Consider the following 23,842-nt stretch of genomic DNA (forward strand, 5'->3'; position numbering starts at 1 on the left):
TGACCCAAGTTTACTGGAAAACCACTCAATTGTCACCCGAATGGAAAGGCTACAAGGGCTCGATATCGCCTTGGGCACGTTGCGCGTGGAACTCGGCCTGCCAGGCATCGAAGGTGCCCGCGGCAATCGCATCGCGCATGCCCTGCATGATTTCCTGAAAATAGTGAAGATTATGCCAGGTCAGCAACATGCCCGAGATCATCTCGTTGGCGCGGAATACATGGTGCAGATAGGCGCGCGAATAGTTCGAGCAGGCAGGACACGAACACTGTTCGTCCAGCGGGCGCGGATCGTCAGAATGGCGCGCGTTCTTAATGTTTACCACGCCATAACGGGTAAACACCTGACCAGTACGCCCCGAGCGGGACGGCAAAACGCAATCCATCATGTCGATACCGCGAGCGACTGCCCCAACGATGTCGTCAGGCTTGCCAACCCCCATCAAATATCGCGGCTTGTCCATCGGCAGACATTCGGGGGCATAATCGAGGCAAGAGAACATGGCCTCCTGCCCTTCGCCCACGGCCAGCCCACCCACCGCGTAGCCTTCAAATCCAATGGATTTAAGTGCTTCGGCACTTTCTTCGCGCAAATCTTGTTCAAGACCGCCCTGCATAATGCCAAACAGGGCGTGACCCGGACGATCCCCGAATGCTTCACGAGACCGTTCTGCCCAACGCATCGACAGGCGCATGGACTCGGCAATCCGGTCTCGGTCGGCTGGCAACGCGGGGCACTCGTCGAAACACATGACAATGTCCGAGCCCAACAGTCGCTGAATCTCCATCGACCGTTCCGGAGTCAGTTCGTGTTTTGACCCGTCGATATGAGATTTGAACGTCACGCCTTTTTCAGTCAGCTTCCGCAGCCCGGCCAGCGACATGACCTGAAACCCGCCCGAGTCGGTCAGAATGGGGCGTTCCCAGTTCATGAACTTGTGCAACCCGCCCAAACGGTCAATCCGTTCCGCAGTTGGGCGCAGCATCAGGTGATAGGTGTTGCCCAAAAGAATATCCGCCCCCGTGGCGCGTACGCTTTCCGGCATCATCGCTTTGACCGTGGCGGCTGTCCCGACCGGCATGAAGGCCGGCGTCCGCACCTCTCCGCGCGGTGTGCTGATCACACCGGTGCGTGCCTTGCCGTCTGTGGCCTTTAGCTCAAATGAGAATTTCTGGGTCATGTCATCGCCTCGGATCGCCGAACCGGGCAGGCTTTGCCCGATCCGATCCGTCTTTGCAACCCGTCAGGGCAACGAGGCAACGCGATCGGTGAACAGACGAACAACCCCTGCCTCGTCCACGTCGCAGCACACCCGGATCGTGGGTCGTTCGGGATCTGGTTGTGTCGCCCCCATCATGTCGCCGTCGGTGACAACCCGCAGCCCTGTTTCGACCATGTTGAACATGGCCTGATGGGAACACGCGATCACGGCGGTTGAATCGTGCAGGCCGCAGCCTTCCAGCCCCCCAATCTCTTTGTAAAATTTCAGATAGAAGCGGGAGATGTCGCGCAGAAATGATCCCATGTCCGGTGACCTCTGCGCCAGGGCTTCGAAATCCGCTGTTTCGTAAAGCGTCTTCAGCGTCACGTCCAATCCGACCAGAACAGTGTTGGGCGGTGTGGAAAAGACCTCCTCGGCTGCGAGGGCGTCGTGATAGATATTGGCTTCAGCGTGTTGGGTGATGTTGCCCGGGCAATAGACTGCGCCCCCCATGATCACCAGTTGGCGCAGATTATCTGCAAACTCTGGGTCCAGACGCATTGCATTCGCGATATTAGTCAATGGACCCACAGCACAGACCACCAGTTCACCCTTGTGGGTTCGTGCCATTTCAACCAGAAACTCAGCTGCTGGCAGCGCGTGGTTTTGTCCAATCTCGGGGATTTCGGTCAGATCACCAAAACCTTCGGGGCCGTGAACATGTTCCGACGGGGCATGAGTATCTGCCCCTAATGGGTATGAGGCACCTTCGGCAACCGGAAGGTCGAGACCCAGCTTATCCAACAGAAACCGAGCGTTACGGCTGGATTGATGAACATGTGTGTTGCCAAACACCGTGGTCAGCCCGATCAGGTTAAACTCAGACGCAGCGGCGGCGTAAGCGATGGCCATGGCATCGTCGATGCCGGGATCTGTATCGATAATCAGTTTCATCCCCGCCCGATACCGCAAACAAGTCAGGATGCAAAGCGGTCACAGCAGTTCAGTTCAATGTCGAATTCCCATATTGGGACGTTTGCATTTAGCGGCTTTCCCGCCATACCTGAGTTGAAATCGGGCGACTCAATTCCCACATGTATACCATAGTACACAATAATAAGAGGACAGAATGACCGAAGATCAGATTATCGGATTGATTTCGTCAAACATCATTTACCTGCTGGCCGCTGTGCTGGTGATTATCGTTATCCTCAAAGGCATCAAGATTGTGCCGCAATCTGAGAAATACGTCGTTGAACGTTTTGGCCGCCTGCACTCGGTGCTTGGCCCCGGCATCAACTTCATCGTTCCGTTTCTGGATGTTGCACGCCACAAAATCTCGATCCTTGAACGCCAGCTGCCCAATGCGACACAAGACGCGATCACCAAGGACAACGTGCTGGTGCAGATCGACACCTCGGTCTTCTATCGCATTCTTGAGCCGGAAAAGACGGTTTACAGAATCCGCGACGTCGATGGTGCGATTGCAACCACCGTGGCCGGTATCGTCCGCGCCGAGATCGGCAAGATGGACCTGGACGAAGTACAGTCTAACCGGGCACAACTGATTGAACGCATTCAGGAAAGCGTTGAAACCGCCGTTGACGATTGGGGTATCGAAGTGACCCGCGCCGAAATTCTGGATGTGAATCTGGATCAGGCGACCCGCGATGCCATGCTGCAACAGCTGAACGCGGAACGCGCCCGCCGTGCGCAGGTGACCGAAGCCGAAGGTCAGAAGCGCTCTGTTGAGCTGCAAGCTGATGCCGAACTTTACGCCGCAGAACAAACCGCCAAAGCCCGTCGCATTCAGGCCGAAGCCGAAGCTTACGCCACTGGCGTTGTCGCCAAAGCCATTCAAGACAACGGTATCGAGGCCGCCCAATATCAGGTTGCTTTGAAACAAGTCGAAGCCCTTAATGCGCTGGGTAATGGTTCCGGAAAGCAGACCATCGTAGTTCCGGCAAACGCACTTGAAGCCTTTGGTGACGCGTTCAAAATGCTCAAAGGAGGAAAATAATGGCTGATCCCTTTTGGCTGACTTGGTGGATCTGGCTGGCCGCCGCGCTGGCACTGGGGATTCTCGAGATTGCTCTGCCAGGATTCATCTTTCTTGGCTTCGCGATTGGCGCTGCAATCACAGGTCTTGTCCTGATCATTCCGGGTCTGACACTGTCGCTTCATGTCCTTGCGCTGGTTTTTGCGGTACTGTCGCTGATCGCCTGGCTTGTCTTGCGCAAACTCTTTGCCCTACCGCATGGTCAGGTCAAAACTTTCAAGCATGATATCAACGATTGAATCGCTGTGGCGCTCGTTCGAGCGCCACTCCCCTACTGGACGCTGTCGCAGCTATTCCCTATATAATCACTCAGGCAACTGACCCGAGGCAAAGATGACTCACCCGAGCGAACAGTTTGAAGGCACCCCGCTGATAGCGCCGTCAACGATTGAACACCCGTTGTACGACCTCGTGGTTGAGGCGTGCCGCACGGTCTATGACCCGGAAATTCCGGTCAATATCTACGACCTTGGCCTGATCTACACGGTTGATATTTCTGCGGATAACTCAGTCAAGGTGATCATGACCCTTACTGCGCCCGGATGCCCGGTGGCCGGCGATATGCCCGGCTGGATCGTCGAAGCCATTGAGCCCGTTGCAGGTGTCAAAGAGGTTGATGTCGAGCTGACCTGGGAACCGCCCTGGGGTATGGAGATGATGTCGGACGAAGCGCGTCTTGAACTGGGCTTTATGTAAAACCAGCACCCGTCGCGCCTTACTCATCTGAAAACGCTGTTAGTTTAGATTGCAGGTTTCCTTGATCTCTGCGGCACGCGCATCCAGCTGTTTGATGTAGTCGCCAGACAACATCTGAAGGTGTTTCTGCTCGGTTCCGGTGACCAGACCCAACAGCGCCCCGGCAGGTGTAATCGCAGCCACGCTTTCCAACTGTTTGTCTTCAGCGTGTTTCTTTTCCGCCGCAATGGCACGCAAATCGCCTTCGGCGGTCGCACAATTGACTGGGTGCCTTTCGGCATCAGATGCAGCCTGTGCATCAACCGGCACAAAACATGCAACAAAAGCGGCTACTGTCCCGCACAGAAAAACTGGTTTAGAAAACTTTCGTAAAACATTCATTTATATAACCTTTCCCACCCAAGTTGCACATGTGTCAGCACTGGGCCTTACATACGCAAGAACAGCTAAACCCGCTTTCTAATCCAAAGCAAGGTCGCATGGCACTTCTTGCACCTTTCAAATGAACAGCACGCTTTATCCCTCACCATCTTGAGCCTGAGGGACTTGGACCCTAAGTTAGAAGGGACGCGCGACAACGGAGACTTACATGTTCGGCATTCCCGGCAAACAGGCTGTGACCATGACGCCCAAGGCCGCAGAGCAGATCACCCGCCTGATGAGTTCAGGCGGACACGCTGGCCTGCGCATCGGTGTCAAAAAAGGCGGCTGCGCAGGCATGGAATACACCATGGAATATGTCGATCAGTCAGATCCGCATGATGAGGTGGTTGAACAGGACGGCGCGTGCATAATGATCGCGCCAATGGCGCAGATGTTCCTGTTTGGGACCGAGATCGACTATGAAGTGTCACTGTTGGAATCGGGGTTCAAATTCAAAAACCCGAATGTTGTTGATTCCTGTGGATGCGGTGAATCGATCAAGTTCGACGAAAACATCGCCCAGCAAAGCTAGATCATCGTTCTTGTGCTGACCCTAGCGAGGTCGGCAGGCGGAATTGTAAGATCCTGCAGACAATGCTATCCGCATCCTTAAATCATCGAATGATCAGGGAGATACGGGTATGCGGCGGAAGCTGGCGGCTGGAAACTGGAAAATGAACGGAACCGGCGCAGCGCTGAGTGAGCTAGAAACGCTGTCGCAAAGCCACCCCCAAGCCTCGGTCGATATTCTGATCTGCCCCCCCGCCACCTTGCTCAGCCGCGCCGCGGACTCAGTGGCAGGCACCGAGATTTCGGTTGGCGGGCAGGATTGTCACTTAGAACATTCAGGTGCGCACACAGGTGATATCAGCGCGGATATGCTTCTGGATGCCGGCGCGACTTCGGTCATTCTGGGCCATTCGGAACGGCGCGTGGATCACAGTGAGCATGACGAGGATGTTCGTGCCAAGGCGCGAGCGGCAATGGATGCGGGTCTCAAGGCGATCATTTGCGTCGGCGAAAGTCTGGAACAGCGAGAGGCAGCCAACACGCTCGATATCATTGGCGGCCAGATGTCTGGTTCGATCCCGGATCAGTCTACCGGCGAGAATCTGATCGTCGCGTATGAGCCGATCTGGGCGATAGGAACCGGCAAGGTTCCGACCCTGGAAGAGATCGGCGAGGTTCACGACTTCATGCGCACGCGGCTGGAACGTCGTTTTGGCGAAGGTGTAGGCCGGTCGGTGCGACTGCTGTATGGCGGGTCCGTCAAACCCAGCAATGCGGCCGACATTTTTGCAGTCTCGAATGTGGACGGCGCTCTGGTCGGTGGTGCCAGCCTGAAGGCTGCGGATTTCTCAGGCATCATTCAGGCGCTGGAAAGCGCCTGACCCCAGACTTCATTCCGCAATATCTTCGGCCCAAAGCTCGGGCTTTTCTTCGATAAACCGCTGCATCAAAGCGATACAGTCGGGGTCGTCGGCAATGACAACCTCGACCCCGCGCTCACGCAGGAAGTCTTCATTGCCTCCGAAATTCTGCGTGTCACCGATCACAACGCGCGGAATGCCGAATTGAACGATAGTGCCGGAACACATCATGCAGGGCGACAGCGAGGTATAGAGCACCGTGTCGCGATAGGTTTTCTGCCGCCCTGCTTTGCGTAAGGTATCCATTTCCCCATGCGCGATGGGATCACCCCCCTGCACACGCTGATTGCGACCTTGCGAGACAACCTCGCCGCCCCGTGCCAGAACGGACCCAATGGGGCATCCGCCCTCGTCAAATCCGGCTTTGGCCTCTTCATAAGCCACGCGTAGCAGGCGCTTGTCGATCTCGGTCAGCATTCCGGGCTCCATGTCTTGAGTTTCGCGCAGACTGCCGAAGACCAAGGGCATGGTCAATTACGGGCTCAGGCCAGCTTCATCACGACAAGACCGGTCACGATCAGTATCGCCGCTGCAATCCGTGCGGGTGTCAGGGCTTCGCCCAGAAACAAGATACCCACGCTGAACGCCCCCACCGCGCCGATCCCGGTCCAGATCGTGTAAGCGGTGCCCAATGGCAGGTCGCGCATCGCAAGTGCCAGAAGGCCAAAGGAGCCAATCATCGAAACGCCCATCAAAGCCGTCGGCCACAATCGGGTGAAACCAGCCGATTGCTTCATGGCTACGGCCCAGACGATTTCCAACAGGCCGGCAAAAAGAAGAAAGATCCAGGGCACAAGAGAACCTCGTATCTGTTCGGGTCGTCCCGAAAGATGTCCCAAAATGGGGAGGTCGTCCTCTGAAACCTCAGATAAGTACCCAATATATGGTTTCAAGACACGAAAAAGCCGGGCAGTCGAAACCACCCGGCTGTGTTCATTGTCAGACCATCTAATTGGTAATGATTTCCGGCCCCATGAAGGTGTTGGGCAGGAAGGTCGATATCCAAGGTATGTACGTCACCATGATCAGGAAGACGAAGAGTACGGCCAGGAACGGCAGCGCCGCCTTCACGACACTCATCATCGGCATTCCCGCAACGCCCGAGGTCACAAACAGGTTCAGACCGACCGGAGGCGTGATCATCCCGATTTCCATGTTCACCACCATGATGATACCCAGATGGATCGGATCGATGCCCAATTCGATGGCAATCGGGAACACCAGCGGAGCCACGATGACCAGCAGACCCGAGGGTTCCATGAACTGACCGCCAATCAGCAGGATGACGTTGACTACAATCAGGAAAGTGACCGGTCCCAGACCCGCTGAAAGCATGGCGCTTGCAATGTGCTGTGGCACTTGCTCGTCCGTCAGCACGTGCTTGAGGATCAACGCGTTGGCAATGACGAACAGCAGCGTGACCGTCAGCTTACCCGCCTCAAACAGTGTGTGTTTGGTGTCTGGGTGAAAGAATGCCGTAACCAGCGCATAGGGCTTTTTAAGCAGTGACGCGTTGGGCTGACCGTCTTCGGTGCTGAGCGGGCCCATGTCTTTGTAGACAAAGCTGGCAATGAAGAACGCATAGACAGCAGCGACGGCAGCGGCCTCAGTCGGGGTAAAGATACCCCCATAGATACCACCCAGAATGATGACGATCAGGAACAGGCCCCAACCGGCCTCACGGGCCGAGGTAAAGACCTCTCCCCAGCCTTTCCAGTCACCCTTGGGCAGATTCTTGACCTTGGCCATGACGTAGATGGTGATCATCAGCATCAGACCAGCCATCAGGCCCGGAATGACACCCGCCAGGAACATTCGCCCAACCGAGACCTCAACGGCTGCCGCATAGACAACCATCACGATGGACGGTGGGATCAGGATGCCCAAAGTACCGGCGTTACAGATCACACCAGCGGCGAATTCCTTGGAATACCCAACCTGACGCATCCCGGCGATGACAATGGAACCAATGGCCACAACGGTTGCTGGGGACGATCCCGAAAGTGCTGCAAACAGCATACAGGCAAACACGCCAGCAATTGCCAGACCACCGGGCAAGTGCCCCACACAGGCAATCGAGAACCGGATGATCCGGCGCGCCACGCCGCCTGTTGTCATGAAAGACGAGGCCAGGATGAAGAACGGGATCGCCAGCAGGGTAAAGTGCCCCTCGAACGCCTCGAACAACGTGCCCGCGACCGAGGCCAACGAACTGTCCGAATAGATCAGCAGAAACAGGGTCGAGCTGAGGCCAAGCGCAACCGCAATCGGAACACCGATCAGCAGCAGGCCGATGACCATCGAGAAAAGAAGTACAACGTCCATCAGTCATGCTCTCCCTGCTGAGCGCGGACTTCTTCGATCTCGTCCTCGACTTCGTGGCTGGCGACAAGGCGATCCGTTTCACCGCGCCAGATTTGAACGGCGACCTGCGCGAACCGGATCACCAACAGCAGCATCGAAACTGGCAGAACCAGATACGGCACGACCTTGGGCAGTTTTTCGTAGTACTCACCGTAGTTGATCAGGTCTTCCAGGAACCGCAAAGGCGCAACCATCGGGATGTCGTCGACCTCGTAAAAACTCTGACTGCGGGCGTCGACATTGAACCCGGTAGGGAACCAGCGCCCCGACGTGGGCGGCAAATCGGCGAACACAGCCCAATAGTCATAAGCCCCTTTCAGCAGAAGCAGCGAAAACACCAGACAGCAGCCCACTGCAATAAGCGCCAGAATGCGGCGCGGCGCCGGGGCCAGCATGTTCAGAATGGCATCCACGCCCAGATGCGCATGTTTTTTCACCGCATAAGACGCACCCAACAGCACCAGCCACCCGAAGGTGAACACCGTCAGTTCCAGCGCCCACAGGATATTTGAGTTAAAAACAAACCGCGCAATCACGTTGGCAAATGTCACGACCGTCATCAGGCCCAACAGCAACGCAATCAGGGTTTCTTCGATATGGTCGACCAGCCCGCCTTGGCCGGAATTCGCACCAGACATCTTTCTGTCCCCGCATTTTTGTGATGAGAGAGTGTGGGGCGGGCCTGATCAGCCCGCCCGGCCATCGCGTCAAATACTCCCCAGTCCCCGGACGCGCGGCCTCTGACCGGTTTAGAAACCGGCGTTGATGGCCTGTGCGGCGTCGATCTTGTCCTGACCCACATCACCAGAGAACTGGTCCCAAACCGGCTTCATTGCGTCGACCCAGGCCTGACGCTGTTCAGGGTTCAGTTCACGAATGATACCACCCGCGTCTGTAATCGACGCTTTGGCCGCTTCGTTGACGGTAAAGGCTTCTTTGTTCCGGGTTTCGGTCACTTCGGTCAGAATGGTCATGAACTGGTCACGCACCGCCGGATCCAGGCTGTCCAGCCAGTCAACCGAGGTCACAACAAGGTAGTCGATAATACCATGGTTGGTCTCAGTGATGCCGTCCTGAACTTCGAAGAACTTCTTGCCATAGATGTTCGACCAGGTGTTCTCCTGCCCGTCCACAACGCCTTGTTGCAACGCACCGTAAACTTCCGAGAACGCCATTTTCTGCGGGCTGCCTCCGATCGCTTCCATCTGCGCAACCAACACGTCCGAGGACTGAACACGGAACTTCAGGCCGTTTGCGTCCGAGGGATCTTCCAACGGCTTGTTGGCCGACATCTGCTTCATGCCGTTGTGCCAGAAGGCCAGACCCTGCAGGCCGCGGCGCTGCATGCTGTCTTTCATTGCCTGACCATCGGCCGACGCTTGGAATGCGTCCACGGCATCAATGTTCTTGAACATGAACGGCAGGTCGAACAGGCGGAATTGCTTGGTGAACTTCTCGAACTTCGACAGAGACGGCGCGGCCAGTTGAACGTCGCCTTGCAGCATCGCCTCAAGCACCTTGTCGTCATTATAGAGGGTCGAGTTCGGATAGACCTCCATGCACATCACGCCGTTCATCTCGTCATTGACGCGCTGCTCCAGCAGCGAGGCGGCGATGCCTTTGGGATGTTTGTCGGTGTTCGTCACATGCGCGAACTTCACAACAATTTCACCGTCGTCACAGGCTGCCATACCCGCAGTTGCGGTGACTGTCAGCGCCAGAGCCGTTGCGGCTGTTGTCAAAATCTTCATCTGTTTTCCTCCCAGACTTCCTAAATACAAGCGATCAGCGCCAGACAGGCACCGTATGGCGTGCAGTGAAGCGACTCAGCCGTAAGCACACAACTTTTCCCTCCAAAAGCCGATTCAGTTGTTTTAAGTGTTTATTACCAGCGCTTTACACCACACCAAACACAAGGAGAAGAATCACCTTTTCTTCGACGTGCGAAAATCCGCACACAAAAAATTGCTGATTGTGCGGGTTTCCGCACAATTTGCGAATCAATCATGCGAATCAATGTGCAGCGTAAGTTCGCCGGGCGAATTACCTGCGATAATCCTCTGGGCGGATTTGATAACGGGCCAGCTTGTCATAAAATGTTTTGCGCGGAAGCTTCAGCGCCTTTGCCGCGTCTGACGCCTTTCCGTTGTGCCGCCCCAGCGCTGCGATCAGCAGCGATCGTTCGACCCGCGCCATCTGTTCACTAAGACCCAGATCCGTAGCCTGTGCGACCTCTTCCGGCATCCCCAACACAAAACGCATGGCAGCGGACATAAGCGACCGCGCATTCCCCGGCCAGTCGCTGGCCATCAATGCTGCCAGATGTTCCGAGGATATCTCGGGAACAGGGATTCCAGCCTGTTCAGCCGCCTGTGCGACATAATGACGAAAGACAACGGGAATATCGTCAGGCCGCTCCGCCAGGGATGGAATACGCACGCGCATCACATCCAGCCTATAGAATAGATCGGCATTAAAACGGCCTTCGGAGCTTAAGTCAGACAGATCAGCGGTGGTACCAGCGATGATCCGCCCTCCCGGCCCACGTTCGATCAGCTCAAGGGCCGCAAATTGCGTGGCCTGCGGCATGGCCGAAACTTCGTCAAGAAACAGCGACCCACCCGCTGCATCCTCGCAACTGCGGGTCAGATCTTCGGGGCTGAGCGTCGAGGCCGGGCGTTTCACAAACGGCCCCTGCCCCATCGACGACATAAGATGAACAACTTCGGCCACTTTTGAAATCCCGCTGCCTGGCGGGCCAGTCACCAGAACTTCGGCCCCTGTGGGCGCAACAGTTCGAACCCTTTCACGCAATGCCTCCGCCTGCGGCGACAGGCCAAACAGCAAGCGCGCGGCCGGGTCTCCACGTTCGAGTTCGGATTTCACAGCTCTCTGCTCAATGACCTCGGATCGGGCTGCAAAAGCACGCTCCAACACATCCAACAAATCAGACGCCGCGCAGGGTTTTTCCAGAAAGTCGAACGCGCCCTTACCCATCGCGTCAACAGCCATGGGAATATCCCCTTCACCGGTCAGAAGAATGACGGGAAGATCGGGATCAACCTCTCTTGCATAGGTCAAAAGATGGAACCCATCCCGGCCCGGCATTCGGATGTCCGAGATTATGACACCGGGAAAATCCGCTCGGATATGATCCTTGGCCGCCACAAAAGAGCCTGCAGTTGTCGGCTGAAAATCTGCCAGTTCAAGCGTTTGTGCCAAAGCCTCGCGAACGGCTGCGTCATCGTCGACCAAAAGAACTTTTCGGGTCATGCCGCCTCGTCTTCCCGATAGTATTCCAACTCCACAGTGAACATCGCACCTGTTGGCGCATTGGTCCCGCGAATGTTCCCACCAAAACTCTGGACCAGACCGTAAGAAATCGAAAGCCCCAGCCCCATTCCTTCGGACGAGCCCACGGCCTTGGTGGTGTAAAACGGCTCAAAAAGCTTTTCCGTGTTCTCGATGCCAGGGCCGATATCTCGCACGGCGACTGAAAGCCTGTCCCCAGTGTTGATCACAACTTGAATAAGGCGTTCATCTTGCTGGCTCATCGCATCTGCGGCGTTGTTGATCAGATTCACAAAGACCTGTTCCAACCTCACTTCGCCGCCCCATGCGTAGACCGGTTCGTTGGGTGGCTGCCAATCCATCGCAACATTTTCTGCGCGCAACCGAGCGTCGGTCAATTCAACGGCCGTATTCAGAACTTGCACCAAATCCACACGCCCCATCGGTTCGCTTTCGTTGCGGGCAAAGGCCCGCAGGTTCTTGATGATGCGCGCCATGCGCGCAGCCATTTCGGAAATACGGCCCAAATTTTCCGCGGCCTTTTCGGGCTTTCCGCGTTCCACGAAAGCCGCGCCATTATCCGCAAACTGCCGGATCGCCATAAGTGGCTGGTTCAGTTCGTGGCTGATCCCTGCCGACATCTGCCCAAGCGCGCTGAGTTTTCCGGCCTGAACCAAATCCGCCTGCGCCCGCCGCAGCGCCGCTTCGGCTTCCTGACGTTCCGCGACTTCCTTGTGCAAGCTGGTATTTGCAACGGTCAGGTCAAGGGTTCGTTTGGCCACTCGACTTTCAAGAACGGCATTGGCTTCTGCCAACGTCCGCCGCCGCTCCATCGCAAGAAAAAGCATTGCACCGAAAGCCAAACAGATCGCCGCAACTGCCGCCGCCTGAAGCCGCGCAAGTTGCAGGGCTGGCGCCACGTCTACCAAAACCTCAGCGGTCATATCGATCACCGGCAAATCGAGCGTAAGGTGCAGAGCATCGCGCGGCAGATAGCGCCCCCAGTTCAATCGCCATAGCTCGTGCCCACCGACCCGTTTCGACGCAAAATTGACGGTCGCGCCATTTGGCGGTGTAAGTCCTGCCTCTCCTTCCTCCCGAGACCAGAACAGCAGGTCCGATCTGTTCGAAATAAAGACAACACCATCTGCATCGACAAAGAAGACCGCCTCGGTGCTGCCGCGCCACGTCTGCTCGACATCCTGAACGTCGGCAACGACCATCACTACGCCTTTGATCCGGCCAAATGGGCCGAAAGCAGGTGCTGCGTAGGAGTAGATCCGATCATCTCCGACAGGTGTAACCTCATGCGCACTGCCTAAGGCCCCCTGCATCGCACGACGGAAAGCGGGGTGCCCGGCCATGTTTCGCTGCGGCACCGGCTGCGCCGAAACCAAGACCTGCCCATTTTGGTCCAAGTAGATCATGTTGACTGCCGCAGTCTTGTCTGCAACGTCCAACAACATCGCCTGAGCTTGGCGTATGTTGGCTTGCCGATCCAATTCATGCAGAATCGGATGGGTTGCCATCAGCACTGCAAGCTCTTGATACACTTGCATTTGTGTACTGAGCCGGTCGGCCGCCAGTTCAAGATCAGCCTCGGCCTTTTCGCTCAGCTGAGACAGCGCCTGACGATAGCCATAGGACCAGACGAGTCCGGACAACACCCCGACGGCAAGCAGAAAACCGACAATGATCGAAACCCTGTGCATATACAGGGTCTTGCATTCAATGCGTCGCGTGGCAAGTGTGCGTCGCATGAAGTCACTCTCACAATCTCCTTCAGACCCCGGGTTCGTCCAGAACCCCTATCCGTTCTACGACACAGCCCGACAAGCCGGGGACCTGTTTTATTGGGCTGATTACGGCATGGTTGCTGCTGTGTCCTGCCATGCCGTCCGCACCTTGCTGAAAGATCGCCGGTTCGGGCGCGAAGTTCCCCCCGAGCACGCAACGCAAGGCCCCGCGCATCTGGCCCCATGGTTGTCTGTCGAGGCCCATTCGCTGCTTGAAGCCGAGCCACCACGGCACACGCGCCTGAGGGCGCTGGTTATGCGGGCCTTCACATCGCGGGCGATTTCCGCTCTGCAACCCTCGATCGAAACCCTCTGTCACGATCTGATCCGGGATTTTCCGCAAGAGCCGTTTGACCTGTTGCACGCCTACTGCACACAGGTCCCGGTGATCACCATCTGTCGCCTGCTGGGTGTACCCGAAGACATGGCCCCGGACTTGTTGCGTTGGTCACATGATATGGTTGCCATGTACCAAGCCAACAGGACACGAGACACCGAAGACGAGGCCGCGCAATCGGCACAGGAATTTACCGCGTTCCTGGAACGTTATATCGACCAGCGGCGGCGTGACCCGCGTGACGATCTGATCACACGATTGATTTCTGCTGAAGAGGAAGGCGAGAAACTGTCCCGCGATGAGTTGGTTGCAACCTGTATTCTACTGCTGAACGCCGGTCATGAGGCGACGGTTCATTCGTTGGGAAACGGGCTCAAAACCCTGCTGGAAACACACACCGGCCCCAGCGTTTTGCGGCCAGACAAAATTGACGCAACTATCGAAGAAATCCTGCGCTATGATCCACCCCTGCACATGTTCACGCGCTACGCCTATGAGGAAGTGGAGATTTTTGGTCATACGTTCAAACGCGGCGATCAGGTTGCCCTGTTGCTGGGGGGTGCCAACCGCGATCCCACTGTCTGGAATGAACCGAACACATTCCGCCCCGCACGATCCATCGATGTGAACACAAGCTTTGGCGGCGGCATACATTTTTGCGTCGGCGCACCTTTGGCGCGGTTAGAAATGCGTATCGCCCTACCTATCCTGTTCGACACCTGTCCAAATTTGCGGCTGGCTGCGCCTCCGACGTATTCGGACAGCTATCACTTTCATGGCTTGGATCAGGTTCTGGTACATATCTGAGGACGCGTTACCGCCTACGCCTCGTTACGCCTTCTCTACCAATGCGTTTAACGGCAGCATTGTGGTGGATTTGATTTCCTCCATCGACAAAAGCGCCGTCACGTTGTGCACCCGCACCTCTGAGATCAGAGATTGATAGAACACGTCATAGGCACGGGCATTCTTGACCCTGACTTTGAGGATATAGTCGATGTCGCCCGCCAACCTGTGGGCCTCTTGCACTTCGGGGTGATCGCGCAACGCTTTCAGGAACTTGTGTTGCCACTCGGCCTCGTGTTCCGATGTGCGGATCAATACAAAGAATGTCGCCTCGAACCCAAGCGCTTCGGCATCCAACAGAACCGTTTGCTGCCCAATGATACCCGCCCCCTTGAGCTTGCGGATGCGATTCCAGACCGGGGTCTTTGAACTGCCCACACGGGCCGCAATTTCATCCAGTGACTGACCCGCATCGCGTTGCAACTCGGCTAGAATTTTCCGATCCGTTTCGTCTATTCGCACCGACATTCCAGTTTTCCTTCCAATTCGAGGTCTTCGTTCCACTTTTCGATCCAATTGGAACGAATGTTCTTATTTGAGCGCCCATATGGCGCTTTGGTGGGAATATTTCCTATATTGCAAGGTAAGTCAAACTACACCCAAGGCGATCCGATGCAGGACTTGCATACATTCAGACCCAAAGGACATGTCGATTTTGTCGGCGCTGGTCCCGGTGATCCCGATCTGCTGACACTCAAGGCGCTCATCGCGTTCGAGCAGGCAGACATCGTACTCCATGACCGCCTGATCAGCGCAGCGGTGCTGGATCTTGCAGGTCAGAACGCCAATCTGGTTGATGTTGGCAAGGCTGGGTTTGGTCCATCCTGGAAGCAAAGCGATATCGATGCTCTTTTGGTGGAATATGCCCTTAAGGGCAACCATGTCGTGCGGCTCAAGTCAGGGGATCCCACCGTCTTTGGCCGTCTGGACGAAGAAATCCAAGCTGTCGAGGCCGCAGGCATTTCGTGGCAGATCGTCCCCGGAATCACGGCCGCTTCGGCGGCGGTTGCAAGCATTGGCCAAAGCCTGACCCGCAGGGGCCGCAACTCTTCCGTGCGGTTTCTGACGGGGCACGACATGAAAGGCTTTGCCGACCACGACTGGACAGCGCTGGCGCGCGAAGGATCGGTTGCTGCGATCTACATGGGCAAGAAGTCCGCCCGGTTCATTCAGGGCCGTCTGATCATGCACGGCGCGGATCGCGCCACACCCGTCACCCTGGTCGAAAACGCCTCGCGCCCGAACCAACGCATTCTGGCCACCACATTGGACCAGCTGCCCACCGATCTGGCCGCCGCCGAAATGGACGGCCCGGCTCTGACTTTCTATGGCCTTGCCCCGCGCGAAGCGGCGCAGGCTGTGACCGAATTCAATAAGGAGCTTGCCTGATGGCCCGCGCTTTTACCCCCAAAGTCGTCACCGCAAATGATTTGTTGGAAGGTGATGTAGTTTATCAAACCGAAGATGACCGCTGGTCGCGCGATCTGTCCGAAGCGGAACTGATCACCGACGAAGCGCACGCTCAGGTACGTCTGCTGGATGCCGCACGTCAGGCAAGTAAGATTGTCGGCGCCTATCTGGCTGACGCCGTCGCCGGCGACAACGGCCCTGAGCCAGCCCATTTTCGGGAAGATTTCCGCCGGACTGGTCCGTCCAACTATGCCCACGGCAAACAGGAAACTTCCCCGCAGCCCCGGGCCTGATCTCTGGCCCTTCTCTCTCCCCTTCAAGGCCCCGGTTCGGGGCTGCAACTAAGGACAGCTAATCATGTATCGCTACTCCGAGTTCGACACAGCATTTTTGGCAGAACGTAACGCGCAGTTCCGTGCGCAGGTTGAGCGCCGCATAGACGGATCGCTGACCGAAGACGAATTCAAACCACTGCGCCTGATGAACGGCCTGTATCTGCAGCTGCACGCTTACATGTTGCGGGTCGCTATCCCCTATGGCACGCTCTCCAGCGCGCAAATGCGCCAACTGGCGCTGCTGGCCGAGAAGTGGGACAAGGGCTATGGCCACTTCACCACCCGTCAGAACATCCAGTACAACTGGCCGAAACTGAACGATGTACCGGATATGCTGGACGCGCTAGCCGAGGTTGGCATGCACGCCATTCAGACCTCGGGCAACACCATCCGTAACGTGACCGCCGACCACTTCGCCGGTGCCGCCGCGGATGAGGTCGCCGATCCGCGCCCTTATGCCGAACTGCTGCGTCAGTGGTCCACCGACCACCCGGAGTTCCAGTTCATGCCGCGCAAATTCAAGATTGCCATCACCGGTTCGGAAAACGACCGCGCCGTGATCAAAGCCCATGACATCGGCCTTCAACTGATCGAGCGCGACGGCGTTCTGGGCGCGCGCGTGATTGTTGGCGGTGGTCTGGGCCGTACGCCGATGATCGGCAAGGAACTGTCCGAATTCGTCGCCTTTGACGACCTGCTGGCTTACCTCGAAGCCACCGTTTCCGTGTGGAACCAGATCGGCCGCCGTGACAATAAATACAAAGCGCGTATCAAGATCACCGTGCACGAAAACGGCATCGACACGATCCGCGCCAAGGTCAACGAGCGCTTTTTGCAGGTTCGCCCGCAGTTCAAAGGTGCCGACATGAACCTGCTGGAAGAGATCAAGGGCCACTTCGCCCCGCCCGCCTTCCGCGAAGGTTCGGTTGCGTCGTTCGAAAGTGCATATACCAACGATCCGGTCTTCCGCTCATGGGTCGACACCAACATCGCGCCGCATAAGAACGCAGACCATGCGATTGTCACGATCTCGATCAAAAAGCATGGCCAGACACCGGGTGATGCGACAGCTGAACAGATGCGCGTGATGGCCGATCTGGCTGAAGAGTTCGCCTATGACGAGCTGCGCATCAGCCATGAGCAGAACGTGATCCTGCCGCATGTCCACAAATCGGACTTGCCCGCGATCCACGCCAAGTTGAAGGAATACGAATTGGCGACCGCCAATATCGGCCTGATCAGCGACATCATCGCCTGCCCCGGCATGGATTACTGCGCGCTGGCCACGGCGCGTTCGATCCCGGTCGCTCAGGAAATTGCGACACGCTTTGAAGATATGAAGCTTGAGCATGATATCGGCCACCTGAAGATCAAGATCTCGGGCTGCATCAACGCTTGTGGTCACCACCATGTGGGCCATATCGGCATTCTGGGTCTGGATCGGGCCGGCGTCGAGAACTACCAGATCACTCTGGGCGGCGACGCGACAGAGACGGCTGCCATCGGCGACCGCACCGGCCCCGGCTTTGCCTATGATGAGATCGTGCCCGCCGTGGAACGCATCGTAGACACCTACCTGGAACAGCGTGAGAGCGCTGAAGAAACCTTCCTGGAAGCATACCGCCGCGTCGGCATGGCTCCGTTCAAAGCGGCGCTTTACCCCGAGGCACAGGCCAATGCCGCTTGATCTGATCCAGACGGAACTGGGGGCGGACCGGCGTGCGTTGACCGAACGGGTCGACGCGCTGAACGACCGGTTTCGCCACCACAGCGCCCATGATGTTATGCATGGTGCGCTGGATGAGATCGAGGAGCTTGCCCTCGTCTCCAGCTTTGGTGCGGAATCCGTCGTGCTGCTGCACATGGCAGCGGTTGTCGACAAGATGACCCCGGTTCTGTTTGTGGACACGCAGATGCTGTTTGCTGAGACACTGGAATACCAGCAGGACGTCAGCGAGCGTCTCGGTCTTAGAAACGTCCAGATCATCCATGCCGATGACGAGGATGTTCAGCGCGACGACCCCTATGGTGCACTTCGCATGCGGGACACAGACGCGTGCTGCAACCTGCGCAAGACCTTTCCACTGCAGCAAGCTCTTTCGGGCTATTGTGGCTGGATTACAGGGCGCAAACGGTTCCAGTCAGGCACGCGCGCCGCGCTCGATTTTTTTGAAGTCGAAGACGGAACGGGCCGGATAAAGGTCAACCCGTTGGCCCATTGGGCACCCGAGGATGTGCGCGCCTATATGGAAGAAAACAATTTGCCCCGGCATCCGCTGGTGGCCAAAGGATACCCTTCGATCGGGTGTGCGCCCTGCACCTCGCCGGTCAAAGAGGGCGAAGACCCCCGCGCCGGACGCTGGCGCGATCAGAACAAGGAAGAATGCGGCATCCATTTTGTCGATGGCAAGATGGTGCGCATCGGAGAGAAAACATGAACGTAATCGTAACGGACGAGGGCTTTTCGCCCGATGACTGGACCGACGGCTTTGTCACTCTGGATGATGCCGCCAATGACGTGGTCGCGCTGGACGTGGCTTCGGACACTGACCCCGATGAGCTGATTGACCGTCTGGGCAATGCCAAGATGGTACGCGTGGACTTCCCGTCCTCGGCCGATGGACGCGGCTTTACAATCGCGCGCGTTCTGCGCCTGAAAGGCTATACCGGTCGCCTGCGCGCCCGGGGCCATGTATTGGCTGACCAGTACGCCATGGCCCGCCGCAGCGGGTTCGACGAGGTCGAAATCGATCATACTCTTGCAGACCGTCAGCCCGAAGATCAGTGGTTGGCTCGCGCCAATTGGCAAGACAACAACTATCAGGCCCGCCTGCGTGGATAAGGCCGCACTCGCCAGCTTGTGATACAGAGGGGGCAATCTGTCCACTTTTCCTGACTTGGATCAAAGATTAAACGGAGATGTCGGTTTAGCTGACCGGCAGTGAAACGATGACAGAGATGAAATCCGTGAGTGAAGCAACCGCCGTCAAGGCCCCCGTTCTGCCAGATGCCCAGACCGTCACCGAGGTGAAGCACTGGACCGACAGCCTGTTCTCTTTCAAGGTCTCGCGCCCTGCCTCGCTGCGATTCCGCTCGGGTGAGTTCGTGATGATCGGCCTGCTGGGTGACAACGGCAAGCCCTTGTTGCGTGCCTATTCGATCGCGTCACCGTCTTGGGACGAAGAGTTGGAGTTCTATTCGATCAAGGTGCAGGACGGCCCGTTGACCTCGAAACTGCAACACATCAAACCGGGCGACCAGATCATTTTGCGCCCCAAACCTGTTGGCACGCTGGTTCATGACGCCCTGCTGCCAGGCAAGCGCCTGTGGTTCTTTGCCACCGGCACCGGTTTCGCGCCTTTTGCCTCGCTGCTGCGGGAACCGCAGACGTACGAGGATTATGACGAGATCATCATCACCCATACCTGCCGCGAAGTGGCGGAACTGGAATATGGCCGTCAGCTGATCGACAGTATCCTTCAGGACGAGTTGCTGGCCGAGCTGATCGGTGAAGGCTTCGCTGACAAAATCCGCTATTACCCGACGACCACCCGGGAAGAGAGCCCCAAGATGGGTCGCATCACCACCCTGCTTCAGGATGGCACTGTGTTTGGTGATCTGGGCATTGAAGGTGGCATCAAACCCGAGACCGACCGCGCGATGGTCTGCGGATCGCTGGCGTTCAACCTGGATATCAAGGAAATCCTTGAAGGGTTCAGCCTGCGCGAAGGGGCGAACTCCGATCCTAAGGAATTCGTGATCGAAAAGGCCTTTGTCGGTTAACACCTCTTCGCGTTCGGGGCTTTCACGCTCCGAACGCGAAAAACGCCCGATAAAACAAGTTTTTTCGCAGGAACCTGTATTTATGCCGCTTGAAGTGCGGCGCAGCCCGGTTTAAATTCCGGGCTCGAAATTCTGCAATCATCAAAGGAATGAACCCATAGCTCGCAGACCTCACAACGCGCCGCCTCAACGTGACACCGGCCCGCGCGTCAATGATAAGATCCGTGCCCCCGAAATTCGCCTGATTGGCGCCGAAGGTGAAAATGTCGGGGTGGTTCATCCCGCCAAAGCCATGCAAATGGCCGCAGATGCCGGTCTTGATCTGGTTGAGATTTCGCCCAATGCGAACCCTCCGGTCTGCAAGATCATGGACTTCGGCAAATATAAATACGAACAACAAAAGCGTGAAAGCGAAGCCCGCAAAAAGCAAAAAGTCATCGAGGTGAAAGAGGTCAAATTCCGACCGAACACCGACACGCATGACTATGACGTGAAGATGCGTAATGTGTTCAAGTTTCTGGAGAACGGCGACAAGGTCAAAGTTACCCTGCGCTTCCGTGGCCGCGAAATGGCGCACCAGAACTTGGGCCGCGAATTGCTGGAACGTGTTGCTGAGGACATCAAAGACCTTGGTAAGATCGAAAACATGCCTAAGATGGAAGGCCGTCAGATGATCATGATGATCGGCCCGCTTCCACAGAAATAAGCCAAACAAGGGCTGCAAGATCTCAGGCTCTCGCTGGAATGGCGAGAGCCTTTTCGTTTCTGCAGCCGTTAGATGACGGCGTTCAACGCCCGTTCCAGTTTGCCGACAAGCTCGTCAATCTGCGCGTCTTCGACAATAAACGGAGGTGCCAGCAGGATGTGATCTCCGTTGCGGCCATCCCGCGTGCCTGCCATGGGATAACAGATCAAGCCTTCGGCCATCGCAGCCTTTTTCACCTTGCCGGCGATGCCCATGGACGGATCGAACGGTGCTTTGGTGCCCCGATCCGACACCAGCTCGATCCCCCGGAACAAGCCACGCCCGCGCAGATCGCCGACATTCGGGTGCTGTCCAATCTCGGCCTCCAGGGCCGATTGCACTTTGTCTCCCATGACCCCGGCGCGGGCTGGCAAATCCCGATCCGTCAGCTCACGGACGACCGCGAGCGCCGCAGCCGTGGCAACTGGATGGCCGATGTAGGTGTGCCCATGTTGAAAAAACCCGGAGCCATCCCGAATTGCATCATAGATAGCGCCGGTGCAAAGCATAGCTCCGATCGGTTGATATCCGGCCCCCAACCCTTTGGCGATGCACAGAATATCCGGCGCTATACCGTCTTGATTGCAAGCAAACAGGTGGCCGGTGCGCCCCATACCGCACATCACCTCATCCAGGATCAATAGCACCCCATATTGATCGCAGATTTCCCGGATACGATTGAAGTAACCCTCAACCGCAGGAACTGCGCCAAGAGTTGCGCCAACAACTGGCTCTGCCATGAAAGCCATAACCGTGTCCGGCCCCAGACGCAGGATTTCGGCCTCAAGCTCGTTGGCAACGCGTTGACCATAGTCAAAGCTGCTCTCGCCTTCGGGTTTTTCGGCGTATTCATAACACGCCGATATATGGGTCATCTCGATCAGCATCGGCGCAAACTGAGCCCGTCTCCAGGCGTTGCCCCCGGCGGACAAAGCGCCCAGCGTGTTGCCGTGATAGCTTTGTTTGCGCGCGATGACATGCCGCCGCTCAGGCTGACCTATTTCAAGAAAGTACTGACGCGCCAGTTTGATTGCCGCCTCGGTTGCCTCCGATCCGCCCGATACAAAATAAACGCGATCCAAATCGCCGGGCGCGTGCTGGATCAACAGATCCGCCAGTGCTTCGGCCGGTTCAGACGTCATGAAGCCGCTATGGGCGAAGGCGATCTGTTCGACCTGCTCTTGCACGGCGCGGATCACTGCGTCGTTGGAATGTCCCAGGCAAGACACGGCCGCGTCACCGCAGTCCAGGTACCGCTTGCCTTGCGCGTCGATCAGATAACAGCCATCCCCACCTGCCGCGACGGGCAGGTTTGATTTGGTGTGGCGCGGGAATACGTGACTCATGTCTTGGCCTTTCCAAGCAATTCAACCAAAGCCGCGACCGAGGCCGCATTATCCGCCCAAGGCGTGCCATCCGGCCCCGTCAGGCTGTTTTCAAATCCGACCCGCACATCGCCCCCGCGCCGCGCAGCTTCGGCCAGACAGGCGTGTTCCTGTGTGCCGAACGCGCAGATCATCCAGCGGTTTGGACAATCCGGGAAGGCATCCAGATCTGCCGGTACCGATTGCTGACCTTCGCTATAACGTCCCAGAACCAGCAATCGGTCTGTCTGATTTGCCTGCACAATGCCATCCCGCTGCCATTGGTCCAACAGCCGCGCGTCTTCTGAATCGTACAGAATATGCTGCACCCGCGTCCCCTGATCGGCGCAGAGAGCATAGACCCGAGGCGCTAGATCCGGGTCGCGCGCAATCTCTCGTATCGAAATCGACGCCCAGTCCGGTTGCACCTGCTCCAAGCAGGCAAGTTGCGCGGGAACATCGAATACCCACGCCGCTTCGGTTGTGATTTGAACATCCAGCGCTGGCACGACATGATGCAACTCGGCCACCGTTTCGCGATACGATCCGGCGTCCAGAGAATGCTGACCATTCGCGTCCCGTACATGAACATGAACCCCGTGCGCACCTGCACGTTGGCAGGCCCGCGCGGTTTCGACGATTTCGTCCATCGTAACCGGAATGGCAGGATGATCCGCTGCCGTCCGCCGCGCGCCATTTGGCGCGACCAGGATATAGGGGGTGTTTTTGTCTTCAGCGGAGTTGGTTGTCATCATGCGTTCCTCTTCCTGACTTGCAGCTAGACCTCGCATCATTCGTTTTCAATTTACGCAGTAGAAAACATATGTTTTATTTTGCGCATGACCCCTACCCTCACGGCACTTACAGATCAATTAAGGCGCGAGATCGATCAGATGCCGACGCAAATGCAGGTCGCGGCGAAGTATATCGTCGACCATCCCGGTGACTTTGGACTGAACCCGATCCGCCAAACCGCCGACAGGATCGGCATCAGTTCAAACGTGTTGGTCCGGCTTGCGCAACGCATGGGCTTTGACAGCTTCGATGCGTTTCGCCAACCGTTTCGCCGCGCACTGACGACAGACAGTGAAGACCGGCTGGGGCAAAGCTGGTTGGAGAATCCGGCGGGGCAAGACCCGTTCCTTCTGGCACAGGCCAAGTTCGCTCAGAACGAGACGAACGTCGTTTCGCGATCCCTGCGCTTGATGGATCCGCATCTGACGCAACAAGCCATCGGGTACATGGTTTCCGCGCGGCGCTGTTACGTGACCGCGACCCGGTCCAGCCACGCGCTGGCCTATTACTTTCACTATGCAGGCCGCATGGCGCATCCCGGGTTGCAGCTGGTGCCCCGTCACATGGGGTCAGCCATTGACGATTTGGTCGAAGCCACGGCTGAGGATTGCCTGTTTGCCATCACCGTCCATCCCTACTCGGCCGATACGATCCAATCGATGCGCTTTGCCCGCGATCGATCCATGCGCATCGTGCTGTTGTCGGATAGTGAGGTGATCGCGCCGGGGGTCGAACCGGATGTGGTCCTGCCTGTCAGCACCCGCACGTTGCACCCATTCTCAAGCTTTTCCGGCGCGATGGCGGTTCTGGAGTGTCTACTGGGGCATCTATTTGAGACCAGCGGTAAAGAGGCCCGGACACGTGTGGAACAGTACCAAAAAGCGCGGGAGGACACGGGGGCATATTGGCAGCCCGGGGTTTTACCAAAGCTGAGGAAACCCTGAAACCGCGATGCGGTTCGCGCACG

Annotated in this window: 27 protein-coding genes; 14 read left to right on the forward strand and 13 right to left on the reverse strand. The window is 57.0% G+C overall.

Going from position 1 to position 23,842, the window contains the following annotated elements; genetic code table 11:
• Positions 1-49 precede the first annotated feature (49 nt).
• Both tgt and ALB80_RS07855 read right to left on the reverse strand, forming a co-directional pair.
• Positions 50-1,180 carry a tRNA guanosine(34) transglycosylase Tgt gene (gene tgt, locus ALB80_RS07850; RefSeq protein WP_050603496.1) on the reverse strand — a complete coding sequence of 377 codons (1,131 nt, stop codon included), beginning with the start codon at positions 1,178-1,180 and terminating at the stop codon, positions 50-52.
• A 63-nt stretch (positions 1,181-1,243) separates the two neighbouring features.
• Positions 1,244-2,155, reverse strand: coding sequence for a nucleoside hydrolase (locus ALB80_RS07855; protein ID WP_050603497.1), 912 nt, complete (start codon positions 2,153-2,155; stop codon positions 1,244-1,246).
• Positions 2,156-2,330: 175 nt separating this feature from the next.
• On the opposite strand from ALB80_RS07855, the gene ALB80_RS07860 reads away from it, so the two are divergent.
• The 3 genes from ALB80_RS07860 to ALB80_RS07870 all read left to right on the forward strand — a co-directional run bounded on the left by ALB80_RS07860 (position 2,331) and on the right by ALB80_RS07870 (position 3,956).
• On the forward strand, positions 2,331-3,221 hold the full coding sequence (locus tag ALB80_RS07860) for an SPFH domain-containing protein (protein ID WP_050603498.1): 891 nt from the start codon (positions 2,331-2,333) through the stop codon (positions 3,219-3,221).
• Positions 3,221-3,499, forward strand: coding sequence for an NfeD family protein (locus tag ALB80_RS07865; RefSeq protein WP_050603499.1), 279 nt, complete (start codon positions 3,221-3,223; stop codon positions 3,497-3,499). The genes ALB80_RS07860 and ALB80_RS07865 overlap by 1 nt, the downstream gene beginning before the upstream one ends.
• Before the next feature lie 94 nt (positions 3,500-3,593).
• The gene (locus tag ALB80_RS07870; RefSeq protein ID WP_050603500.1) at positions 3,594-3,956 is read left to right on the forward strand and encodes an SUF system Fe-S cluster assembly protein; all 363 of its coding nucleotides are present in this window, start codon (positions 3,594-3,596) and stop codon (positions 3,954-3,956) included.
• A gap of 39 nt (positions 3,957-3,995) precedes the next feature.
• Here ALB80_RS07870 and ALB80_RS07875 read toward each other — a convergent pair whose 3' ends face one another.
• Positions 3,996-4,337 (reverse strand): hypothetical protein, encoded by a 342-nt coding sequence (locus ALB80_RS07875; protein WP_050603501.1) that lies wholly within the window; start codon positions 4,335-4,337, stop codon positions 3,996-3,998.
• Between the two features lie 208 nt (positions 4,338-4,545).
• On the opposite strand from ALB80_RS07875, the gene ALB80_RS07880 reads away from it, so the two are divergent.
• Together ALB80_RS07880 and tpiA are read left to right on the forward strand one after the other, a co-directional pair.
• Positions 4,546-4,911 (forward strand): iron-sulfur cluster assembly accessory protein, encoded by a 366-nt coding sequence (locus ALB80_RS07880; protein WP_050603502.1) that lies wholly within the window; start codon positions 4,546-4,548, stop codon positions 4,909-4,911.
• A gap of 109 nt (positions 4,912-5,020) precedes the next feature.
• Positions 5,021-5,770, forward strand: coding sequence for a triose-phosphate isomerase (gene tpiA / locus ALB80_RS07885; RefSeq protein WP_050603503.1), 750 nt, complete (start codon positions 5,021-5,023; stop codon positions 5,768-5,770).
• 9 nt (positions 5,771-5,779) lie between these two features.
• Here the strand turns inward: tpiA and ALB80_RS07890 are convergent, their stop codons facing one another.
• The 7 genes from ALB80_RS07890 to ALB80_RS07920 all read right to left on the reverse strand — a co-directional run bounded on the left by ALB80_RS07890 (position 5,780) and on the right by ALB80_RS07920 (position 13,224).
• Positions 5,780-6,277, reverse strand: a complete 498-nt coding sequence (locus ALB80_RS07890) for a nucleoside deaminase (protein ID WP_253276841.1) — start codon at positions 6,275-6,277, stop codon at positions 5,780-5,782.
• Between the two features lie 14 nt (positions 6,278-6,291).
• Complete coding sequence (locus ALB80_RS07895; protein ID WP_050603504.1) at positions 6,292-6,603, reverse strand: multidrug efflux SMR transporter; 312 nt, start codon at positions 6,601-6,603, stop codon at positions 6,292-6,294.
• Positions 6,604-6,757: 154 nt separating this feature from the next.
• Positions 6,758-8,134: a TRAP transporter large permease gene (locus tag ALB80_RS07900; RefSeq protein WP_050603505.1), complete on the reverse strand. Its 1,377-nt coding sequence runs from the start codon at positions 8,132-8,134 to the stop codon at positions 6,758-6,760.
• Positions 8,134-8,811 carry a TRAP transporter small permease gene (locus tag ALB80_RS07905; protein ID WP_050603506.1) on the reverse strand — a complete coding sequence of 226 codons (678 nt, stop codon included), beginning with the start codon at positions 8,809-8,811 and terminating at the stop codon, positions 8,134-8,136. Before ALB80_RS07905 ends, ALB80_RS07900 begins: the two co-directional genes overlap by 1 nt.
• Positions 8,812-8,922: 111 nt before the next feature.
• Complete coding sequence (locus ALB80_RS07910; protein ID WP_050603507.1) at positions 8,923-9,924, reverse strand: DctP family TRAP transporter solute-binding subunit; 1,002 nt, start codon at positions 9,922-9,924, stop codon at positions 8,923-8,925.
• 292 nt (positions 9,925-10,216) lie between these two features.
• Positions 10,217-11,446 (reverse strand): sigma-54 dependent transcriptional regulator, encoded by a 1,230-nt coding sequence (locus ALB80_RS07915; protein ID WP_050603508.1) that lies wholly within the window; start codon positions 11,444-11,446, stop codon positions 10,217-10,219.
• Positions 11,443-13,224: an ATP-binding protein gene (locus ALB80_RS07920; protein ID WP_050603509.1), complete on the reverse strand. Its 1,782-nt coding sequence runs from the start codon at positions 13,222-13,224 to the stop codon at positions 11,443-11,445. Before ALB80_RS07920 ends, ALB80_RS07915 begins: the two co-directional genes overlap by 4 nt.
• Between ALB80_RS07920 and ALB80_RS07925 the strand changes: the two genes are divergently transcribed.
• Entirely contained in the window at positions 13,223-14,404 is a 1,182-nt protein-coding gene (locus ALB80_RS07925) for a cytochrome P450 (RefSeq protein WP_050603510.1), read from the forward strand. The genes ALB80_RS07920 and ALB80_RS07925 overlap by 2 nt on opposite strands.
• A gap of 24 nt (positions 14,405-14,428) precedes the next feature.
• Here the strand turns inward: ALB80_RS07925 and ALB80_RS07930 are convergent, their stop codons facing one another.
• Positions 14,429-14,911: an Lrp/AsnC family transcriptional regulator gene (locus ALB80_RS07930; protein ID WP_050603511.1), complete on the reverse strand. Its 483-nt coding sequence runs from the start codon at positions 14,909-14,911 to the stop codon at positions 14,429-14,431.
• A gap of 144 nt (positions 14,912-15,055) precedes the next feature.
• On the opposite strand from ALB80_RS07930, the gene cobA reads away from it, so the two are divergent.
• The 7 genes from cobA (at position 15,056) to infC (ending at position 20,677) form a co-directional block, all read left to right on the forward strand.
• Entirely contained in the window at positions 15,056-15,832 is a 777-nt protein-coding gene (gene cobA, locus ALB80_RS07935; RefSeq protein ID WP_050603512.1) for a uroporphyrinogen-III C-methyltransferase, read from the forward strand.
• Positions 15,832-16,146 (forward strand): DUF2849 domain-containing protein, encoded by a 315-nt coding sequence (locus ALB80_RS07940; protein WP_050603513.1) that lies wholly within the window; start codon positions 15,832-15,834, stop codon positions 16,144-16,146. Before cobA ends, ALB80_RS07940 begins: the two co-directional genes overlap by 1 nt.
• A 64-nt stretch (positions 16,147-16,210) precedes the next feature.
• Complete coding sequence (locus ALB80_RS07945) at positions 16,211-17,875, forward strand: nitrite/sulfite reductase (protein ID WP_050603514.1); 1,665 nt, start codon at positions 16,211-16,213, stop codon at positions 17,873-17,875.
• Positions 17,865-18,626 (forward strand): phosphoadenylyl-sulfate reductase, encoded by a 762-nt coding sequence (locus ALB80_RS07950; protein ID WP_050603515.1) that lies wholly within the window; start codon positions 17,865-17,867, stop codon positions 18,624-18,626. The genes ALB80_RS07945 and ALB80_RS07950 overlap by 11 nt, the downstream gene beginning before the upstream one ends.
• Positions 18,623-19,030, forward strand: coding sequence for a DUF934 domain-containing protein (locus ALB80_RS07955; RefSeq protein ID WP_050603516.1), 408 nt, complete (start codon positions 18,623-18,625; stop codon positions 19,028-19,030). The genes ALB80_RS07950 and ALB80_RS07955 overlap by 4 nt, the downstream gene beginning before the upstream one ends.
• 107 nt (positions 19,031-19,137) lie before the next feature.
• On the forward strand, positions 19,138-19,971 hold the full coding sequence (locus ALB80_RS07960; protein WP_050603517.1) for a ferredoxin--NADP reductase: 834 nt from the start codon (positions 19,138-19,140) through the stop codon (positions 19,969-19,971).
• A 157-nt stretch (positions 19,972-20,128) separates the two neighbouring features.
• Positions 20,129-20,677, forward strand: coding sequence for a translation initiation factor IF-3 (infC, locus tag ALB80_RS07970; RefSeq protein WP_083445231.1), 549 nt, complete (start codon positions 20,129-20,131; stop codon positions 20,675-20,677).
• Between the two features lie 68 nt (positions 20,678-20,745).
• On the opposite strand, the gene ALB80_RS07975 is transcribed toward infC, so the two are convergent.
• Positions 20,746-22,062 (reverse strand): aspartate aminotransferase family protein, encoded by a 1,317-nt coding sequence (locus ALB80_RS07975; RefSeq protein ID WP_050603518.1) that lies wholly within the window; start codon positions 22,060-22,062, stop codon positions 20,746-20,748.
• Positions 22,059-22,835, reverse strand: coding sequence for a 3-keto-5-aminohexanoate cleavage protein (locus ALB80_RS07980; RefSeq protein WP_253276834.1), 777 nt, complete (start codon positions 22,833-22,835; stop codon positions 22,059-22,061). The genes ALB80_RS07975 and ALB80_RS07980 overlap by 4 nt, the downstream gene beginning before the upstream one ends.
• A gap of 84 nt (positions 22,836-22,919) precedes the next feature.
• Between ALB80_RS07980 and ALB80_RS07985 the strand changes: the two genes are divergently transcribed.
• Positions 22,920-23,819: a MurR/RpiR family transcriptional regulator gene (locus ALB80_RS07985; protein WP_050603519.1), complete on the forward strand. Its 900-nt coding sequence runs from the start codon at positions 22,920-22,922 to the stop codon at positions 23,817-23,819.
• Positions 23,820-23,842: the final 23 nt, after the last annotated feature.

It is taken from the genome of Ruegeria sp. 6PALISEP08 (genome assembly GCF_001238295.1).
Taxonomy (GTDB): domain Bacteria; phylum Pseudomonadota; class Alphaproteobacteria; order Rhodobacterales; family Rhodobacteraceae; genus Ruegeria.